This is a genomic window from Nocardioides sp. NPDC006273 (assembly GCF_040613495.1).
GTDB lineage: Bacteria > Actinomycetota > Actinomycetes > Propionibacteriales > Nocardioidaceae > Nocardioides.
The window spans coordinates 41,756-49,028 of record NZ_JBEXSD010000044.1; the positions used below are offsets into that span (position 1 = coordinate 41,756).

7 protein-coding genes are annotated in these 7,273 nt (G+C 67.6%); 6 read left to right on the plus strand and 1 reads right to left on the minus strand.

Going from position 1 to position 7,273, the window contains the following annotated elements:
* Nucleotides 1-111 precede the first annotated feature (111 nt).
* Nucleotides 112-1,146 (plus strand): helix-turn-helix domain-containing protein, encoded by a 1,035-nt coding sequence (locus ABZZ22_RS18600; protein WP_354933999.1) that lies wholly within the window; start codon nt 112-114, stop codon nt 1,144-1,146.
* 15 nt (nt 1,147-1,161) lie between these two features.
* Here ABZZ22_RS18600 and ABZZ22_RS18605 read toward each other — a convergent pair whose 3' ends face one another.
* Nucleotides 1,162-1,734, minus strand: a complete 573-nt coding sequence (locus ABZZ22_RS18605; protein WP_354934001.1) for a cob(I)yrinic acid a,c-diamide adenosyltransferase — start codon at nt 1,732-1,734, stop codon at nt 1,162-1,164.
* Between the two features lie 194 nt (nt 1,735-1,928).
* Between ABZZ22_RS18605 and ABZZ22_RS18610 the strand changes: the two genes are divergently transcribed.
* The 5 genes from ABZZ22_RS18610 to ABZZ22_RS18630 all read left to right on the plus strand — a co-directional run bounded on the left by ABZZ22_RS18610 (nt 1,929) and on the right by ABZZ22_RS18630 (nt 7,120).
* Nucleotides 1,929-2,237, plus strand: a complete 309-nt coding sequence (locus ABZZ22_RS18610; protein ID WP_292650695.1) for an STAS domain-containing protein — start codon at nt 1,929-1,931, stop codon at nt 2,235-2,237.
* 83 nt (nt 2,238-2,320) lie between these two features.
* Entirely contained in the window at nt 2,321-4,348 is a 2,028-nt protein-coding gene (locus tag ABZZ22_RS18615; RefSeq protein ID WP_354934003.1) for a protein meaA, read from the plus strand.
* 120 nt (nt 4,349-4,468) lie between these two features.
* Nucleotides 4,469-4,900, plus strand: coding sequence for a DUF6069 family protein (locus tag ABZZ22_RS18620; protein WP_354934004.1), 432 nt, complete (start codon nt 4,469-4,471; stop codon nt 4,898-4,900).
* A gap of 108 nt (nt 4,901-5,008) precedes the next feature.
* Nucleotides 5,009-5,185 carry a hypothetical protein gene (locus ABZZ22_RS18625; RefSeq protein ID WP_354934005.1) on the plus strand — a complete coding sequence of 59 codons (177 nt, stop codon included), beginning with the start codon at nt 5,009-5,011 and terminating at the stop codon, nt 5,183-5,185.
* A gap of 99 nt (nt 5,186-5,284) precedes the next feature.
* Nucleotides 5,285-7,120: a 5'-nucleotidase C-terminal domain-containing protein gene (locus tag ABZZ22_RS18630; protein WP_354934007.1), complete on the plus strand. Its 1,836-nt coding sequence runs from the start codon at nt 5,285-5,287 to the stop codon at nt 7,118-7,120.
* Nucleotides 7,121-7,273 lie beyond the last annotated feature (153 nt).

Below are 7,273 nucleotides of genomic sequence, written 5' to 3' on the forward strand. Positions count from 1 at the left end.
CCGAGCGGGGGGATCCGGACCGAGGTGGCGATGAATACTTTCGGCCAAGTTGACGCGGAATGCAAGTCGAAGCGCCATGGCGGGAATGTGACGTGTCGTATATCTGCCATGATGTCGGTCGTTCGTTCCCGCAATGGAAAGGCATTCCGGATGCTCGATGCGCTCGGTCTCGACAACCTCGAGGAGACGGTCTACCGCCAGCTGGTCGGCGCGCCGTCGGCCAATCTGGAAGAGCTGGCCGAGGCTGCCGAACTGGACGCCTATGCGGTCTCCGCGGTGCTGGCCGCGCTCGAGGGGAAGGGTCTGGTCGCGCGGGCGTCGGCGGGCCAGGACCGCTATGTCGCCTCTCCGCCGGCGGTGGCGCTCGGGGCGCTGCTCGTCCAGCGTCAGGACGAGCTGCGTCGCGCCCAAGTCGAGATGACCGAGCTCGCCGGTCTATATCGCGGCTCGGTCGCTCGCCGGGACGTGGCGGACGTCGTCGACGTCGTGCACGGCACCGAGGCGATCGCCCAGCGGTTCGCCCAGCTGCAGTACTCGGCGAGGAAGTGCATCCAGGCACTGCAGAAGCCCCAGGCCGCCGTCGTCACCCGTGAGGACGCCGACGAGGCCGAGCGGGCCGCGATCGAACGCGGCGTCCGGCACGACATCGTGCTCGAGCGTTCCGTCTTCGACACACCCGGCATCTACGAGACGATCGACTCCGGGCTCGAGATCGGGATCGAGCTGCGGGTGGTGCCGACGGTGCCGCTGCGCGCCTTCATCGTCGACCGGGAGATCGCGCTGATCCCGCTGATGCAGGGTGAGTCGGCGACGGGCGGACACAGCACGGTCCAGGACGCGCTGCTGCTTCATCCCAGCGGTCTGCTCGACGCGATCATCGCTCTCTTCGACCTGATCTGGGCCTCCGCGCCGAAGCTGGTCGCCACGCCGGAGGGCACGGTCGAGACGGCCGCCGACCGGCTCGAGCCTCTCGACACCAAGGTCCTCTCGCTGCTGCTCGCGGGCCTGACGGATGCCTCGATCGGTGCGCAGCTCGGACTGTCGCTGCGTACGGTCCAGCGCCGGGTCCGCCAGATGATGGATCGGGCGCAGGTCGACACCCGGCTCCAGCTCGGCTACGAGGCGGGGCGCCGCGGCTGGCTGTGAGCAGGCGGTGGGTGACTAGCGCTCGCCGCCCGGCACCCACAGGACGTCACCCTGCTCGCGGTTCGCGTGCCGGGCGAGGATGAAGAGCAGGTCGCTGAGCCGGTTGAGATAGGTGAGGGCGAGCTTGTTCATGATCTCGCCGTGGACCTCGTACGCAGCCCAGGCGGCTCGTTCCGCGCGGCGTACGACGGTGCGGGCGACGTGCAGATGGGCCGCGGCCACGGTGCCGCCGGAGAGGATGAACGAGCGGAGCTTCTCGAGGGGCTCGTTGTACTCGTCGCACCAGGCCTCGAGGCGGTCGACGTACGCCTGCTCGACGCGGAGCGGGGGGTACTCGGGGTCGGCCGCCACCGGGGTCGAGAGGTCGGCGCCGACGTCGAAGAGATCGTTCTGGATGGTCGTCAGCACCTTCACGACGTCCTCGTCGATGCCGCCGTGGGCGAGAGCGACACCGATCGCCGCCCCGGCCTCGTCGGTGGTCGCGTAAGCCTCCAGCCGCAGGTCGGTCTTGGCGGTCAGGCTCATGTCGCCGAGCCGGGTCTCACCGGCGTCGCCGGTGCGGGTGTAGATGCGCGTCAGATTGACCATGCGCTGAGCCTATTCGCAGGGGCCATATCTCGGCGAACAAGGTCAATTGACAGAAAATAGGTACGGAAGTGACGAATGAGGCTGGTGAGGTGCAACCAACGGCTGCGACCAGGCGTCATAGTGGCGAGAGGGAGCGCCGTGTGATGCGTAGGGCTTCTGTGTAGGGCAACCACTTCCCGGGGATGGAGGCAGGCATGGAGATCGTGATCGACGGGCCGACGCTGGTGTTGAGCGGAGATTTCGACGTACGCAGCACCTGGATGGCTCGCAGTGTCATCTACGACCATCTCGACGCGGTGGAGGGTGACGTCGTGCTCGATGTCTCCGGCGTGACCAGTGCTGATGTGACGGCGCTGAAACTGCTCGCCGTCGCGACCAGGCAGGCCCATGCGGACGGCCGTCGCCTCATTCTTCACGGCTGCACCCCGGCGGTGCGGCGGATGCTCCACCTCTCCAGGCTCTACCGCGTCCTAGAGGTGGAGAACTCCCCGCTCATCGCCTAGGCGGGTAAAGGAATGTCGGTGAGTGACATCTTCCACACCGGAGCCGGTTACTGAGCGGTAACCGAAGGGCTAGCATGCCTCTTATGACGGACACCACGCCCTCCGAGCAGCGCCGCCCGGCGAAGGATCGCTCCTGGCTGATGCGCACGTACGCCGGCCACTCGACCGCCGAGGCGTCCAACGAGCTCTATCGCAACAATCTCGCCAAGGGTCAGACGGGCCTCTCGGTCGCCTTCGACCTGCCGACGCAGACCGGTTACGACCCCGACAGCGTTCTCGCTCGCGGCGAGGTCGGCAAGGTGGGTGTGCCGATCATGCACATGGGGGAGATGCGCAAGCTCTTCGACCAGATCCCCCTCACCGAGATGAACACCTCGATGACGATCAACGCGACCGCCATGTGGCTGCTCGCGATGTATCAGGTCGCCGCCGAGGAGCAGAACCCCGGGATGGACCCTGCAGAGGTCGCTGCCAAGCTGGCCGGCACCACTCAGAACGACATCATCAAGGAGTATCTCTCCCGGGGGACGTACGTCTTTCCGCCGGAGCACTCCCTGCGGCTGATCAGCGACATGATCGCCTACACGGTCCACCAGATCCCGAAGTGGAACCCGATCAACATCTGCAGCTACCACCTGCAGGAGGCCGGCGCGACGCCGGTGCAGGAGATCGCCTACGCGATGTGCACCGCCATCTCGGTGCTCGACTCGGTCAAGGCCTCCGGGCAGGTGTCGGAGGAGGACTTCGGCAAGGTCGTCGGCCGGATCTCGTTCTTCGTCAACGCCGGCGTGCGGTTCGTCGAGGAGATGTGCAAGATGCGCGCCTTCGTCGAGCTGTGGGACGAGATCACCCGTGAGCGCTACGGGGTCGAGGACCCGAAGATGCGCCGGTTCCGCTACGGCGTCCAGGTCAACTCGCTCGGTCTGACCGAGGCTCAGCCGGAGAACAACGTCCAGCGCATCGTGCTGGAGATGCTCGCTGTGACCCTGTCCAAGAACGCCCGAGCTCGTGCGGTGCAGCTGCCGGCCTGGAACGAGGCGCTCGGTCTGCCGCGTCCGTGGGACCAGCAGTGGTCCCTGCGCCTGCAGCAGGTGCTGGCCTACGAGTCCGACCTGCTGGAGTACGGCGACCTCTTCGACGGCTCGCCGGTCGTGGAGGCCAAGGTGGCCGAGCTCGTCGCGGGCGCCAAGGAGGAGATCGACCGGGTCCAGGCCATGGGTGGCGCGATCGCCGCGGTCGACACGGGCTACATGAAGTCCGAGCTGGTCTCCTCGCACGCCCGCCGTCGAGGCGCCATCGAGTCCGGCGAGGAGATCATCGTCGGCGTCAACAAGTTCACCACCACCGAGCCGTCTCCGCTGACCGCCGATCTGGACGCCGCGATCATGGTCGCGGACCCGCGCGCCGAGGAGGCCGCCAAGGCCTCTCTCGAGGCGTGGAAGGCAGAGCGTGACGAGACCGCCGTGACCGAGGCGCTGGCCGCGCTGGCCGCTGCCGCGAAGACCGACGCCAACCTGATGGAGGCCACCTTGGCCGCCGCCCGTGCGGGCGCGACCACGGGGGAGTGGGCAGGCACCCTGCGCGAGGTGTTCGGCGAGTTCCGGGCGCCCACCGGTGTCTCCGGTGCGGTCGGTGCCGCGGAGGCCGGCGCCGAGCTCTCGGTCGTACGCGACCGGGTCAAGGCCACCGGCGACGAGCTCGGCGTCAAGCTGCGCATGCTCGTCGGCAAGCCTGGCCTGGACGGTCACTCCAACGGGGCCGAGCAGGTCGCGGTCCGCGCTCGCGATGCCGGTTTCGAGGTCATCTACCAGGGCATCCGGCTCACGCCGGAGCAGATCGTCGCCGCGGCGGTCGCCGAGGACGTACACGTGGTCGGCCTCTCCATCCTCTCCGGGTCGCACATGTCCCTGGTGCCGTCGGTGGTCGAGGGCCTGCGCGATGCGGGTCTCGGTGACGTACCGGTCATCGTCGGCGGCATCGTGCCCGAGTCCGACGCCCGCACCCTGATCGAGTCGGGGGTCGCGGCGGTCTACACGCCCAAGGACTTCAGCCTCACCGAGATCATGGCCGACATCGTCGAGGTCATCCGCAAGGCCAACGACCTCACCTGAGCCGAGGATCGACGCGTCTCTCGAAGATTCTCGGGAGACGTGTCGATCCGACGCGCTCCCGTTCGTGGAATGGGCAGAGGGAGGCGAACAGCGCCTCTCACCACGTAACGGGAGATAGAGATGTCCGCCATCACCACCGCCCAGCAGATCACCACCCCCACCGTCCGCGTCGCCCGCAAGTCTCTCTGGCTCCATGGCCTCGGTGCCACGGTTGCCGCGAGTGCACTCGTCACCGCCCTCGCGGCGGCCTCCTCGGCGGCGGGGGTGAGCTTCGAGACCGCCAGCGGCACGATCCCGCTCGCCGGCTACGCCCAGCTGACCGCCGTCTTCTCGCTCATCGGGGTGGCGATGGCCGCGGTGATGGCCCGGGTCGCCCGCCGTCCGCGGCGTACGTTCGTGGTCACCACGGTCGTGCTCACCGTCGTCTCGCTCGTCCCCGACGTCACCTTCGGCTTCGACGCCGCCAGCGCGATCGTGCTGATGCTCCTGCACGTCGTCGCGGCCGCCATCGTCATCCCGGTGCTGGCTCGCCGCCTCGCCGAGGAGCGGTGAGAACCTCGGCTCGTACGCTCCGACGCCGAGGCGCACGCCGGTCGAACCGGGTGCGCCTCGGCGTCCGCTGGTAGTAAGGCTCGCCTAACACGCTGTTATTCTTCGAGTGTGGGCAAGAAGAGGAAGCCTCCCAAGACGGAGTGCTGCGTGTCGAAGACGCGCTGCAAGCGGTGCCCGATCCGCATGCTCAAGGAAGGCACTCTGCCCGAGGGGATGACGGTCAAGAAGCGACGCCTGGTGACCCTCGACGGCAAGCCTGTCAAGAAGAAGCATCTCGCGGCCTAGGACCGAACTCCTTTGCCGGGAAAAGCCGCCGCCAAGTTGCACCCGAGGTGGTAGGAATTGCCTTGCAGCGTTTTACCTACTCATGCAAGGACGTTACCGATGCCTCTCGCCACCCGCCGCACTGTCCTGTCCGGAGCCGTCACAGGCGCCGCGGCGCTGAGCGCCGCAGGCTACGCCGCTACTCCTGCCCATGGTGTGAACAGCGCGGGCAAGTTCGACACCTTCCGGCTGACCGTGCTCGGCACCACCGACCTGCACGGCAACGTCTTCAACTGGGACTACTACAAGAACGCCGCGTTCTCCAACAGCGCCGGCAACGAGATCGGCGTCGCCAAGGTCAAGACGCTGATCGACGCCGTCCGTGAGGAGCGCCGCGGCGAGCCGATCCTGACGATCGACGCCGGTGACACCATCCAGGGCACGCCGCTGGCCTACTACTACGCACGGATCGACCCGATCACCAAGGGCTCGGTCCACCCGATGGCGCGGGCGATGAACCTGGTCGGCTACGACGCCGCCGCGCTCGGAAACCACGAGTTCAACTACGGCATCGACACGATCCGGAAGTTCGAGGAGCAGGTGAACTTCCCGATGCTCGGCGCCAACGCCGTCGACCCCTCGACCAAGCTGCCGGTGTTCCCGCCCTACATCATCAAGGACTACGACCTCGGCCGCGGCCGGCGCCTGCGGGTCGGCGTGCTCGGACTGACCAACCCGGGCATCGCGATCTGGGACAAGGCCATCGTCGAGGGCAAGATGGAGTTCCCGGGTCTGGTCGAGCAGGCCAAGATCTACGTCCCCGAGCTCAAGAAGGCCGGCTGCGACCTGGTCATCATCAGCGCCCACTCCGGCGCCGACACCTCCAGCTCCTACGGCGACGAGCTGCCCCCGGAGAACGCAGCCACCTTGGTCGCCGAGCAGGTGCCGGACGTCGACGCCATCCTGGTCGGCCACGCCCACCGAGAGATCACCGAGCGCTTCGTCACCAACGCCGAGACCGGCAAGCAGGTGCTGCTCACCGAGCCGCTCTACTGGGGCATGCGCGTGTCCGTGATGGACCTTGTCGTACGCCGCGAGAAGGGTCACGGCCGGCCGCGCTGGGTCCTGCAGTCGGCGACCTCGCAGACGCTCAACTCCAACACCGTCGACGCCGACCCGGACGTCTCCGCCGCGGTGCAGGAGCAGCACGACGTCGTGGTCTCCTATGTCAACTCCGTCGTCGGCACCTCGGCGGTGGAGATGCTGGCGGCCCGGGCGGTCGTCGAGGACGTACCCATCATCGACTTCGTGAGCTTCGTCCAGGCGGACGCGGTCAAGGCCGCGCTGACCGGGGACGACGCAGCTCTGCCGGTGCTCTCGATCGCGGCCCCGTTCAGCCGCGCCGCGGCCTTCCCCGCGGGGGAGGTGACCGTACGCGACGTGGCCGGTCTCTACATCTACGACAACACGCTGATGGCGGTGCGCATCACCGGCGCTCAGCTCAAGGACTATCTCGAGTTCACCGCGCGCTACTTCAAGCGGGTCAGTGGCACCGGCCCGTTCCCGATCGCGGATGTGACCAATGCGCCCACCGACACCGCCCCAAACGGCACGCCCGACTACAACTTCGACACCATCGCGGGGCTGGATGCGGCGCTGACCTACGACATCGACATCTCGATGCCGGTCGGCTCGCGGGTCACCGACCTCGCCTACGACGGCGTCGCGGTCGCCGACGGGCAGGAGTTCGTGCTCGCGGTCAACAACTACCGCCAGTCCGGTGGCGGCGGTTTCCCGCACGTCACCGACGCCACCGTGGTCTACAACCAGCAGGTCGAGATCCGGCAGCTGCTCATCGACTGGGTCACCGCCAACCAGGTCATCGACCCAGCGGCCTTCGCGTCGGTCGACTGGCGCCTGGTCTCCGGCGGCGAGCCGATCACCGTCAACTCCTGAGCGCCGAGTCGGCTCGTTCTGACCGAGATTCCCGTCGAGTCGGCTCGATGAACATCTGCTCCCCGACCCGATCCTGGTCGCCGACAACATCGTGCGTACGTTCGGTGGCCTGACCACCGTCGACGTGGACCACTTCGAGATCCAGCGGGGTGC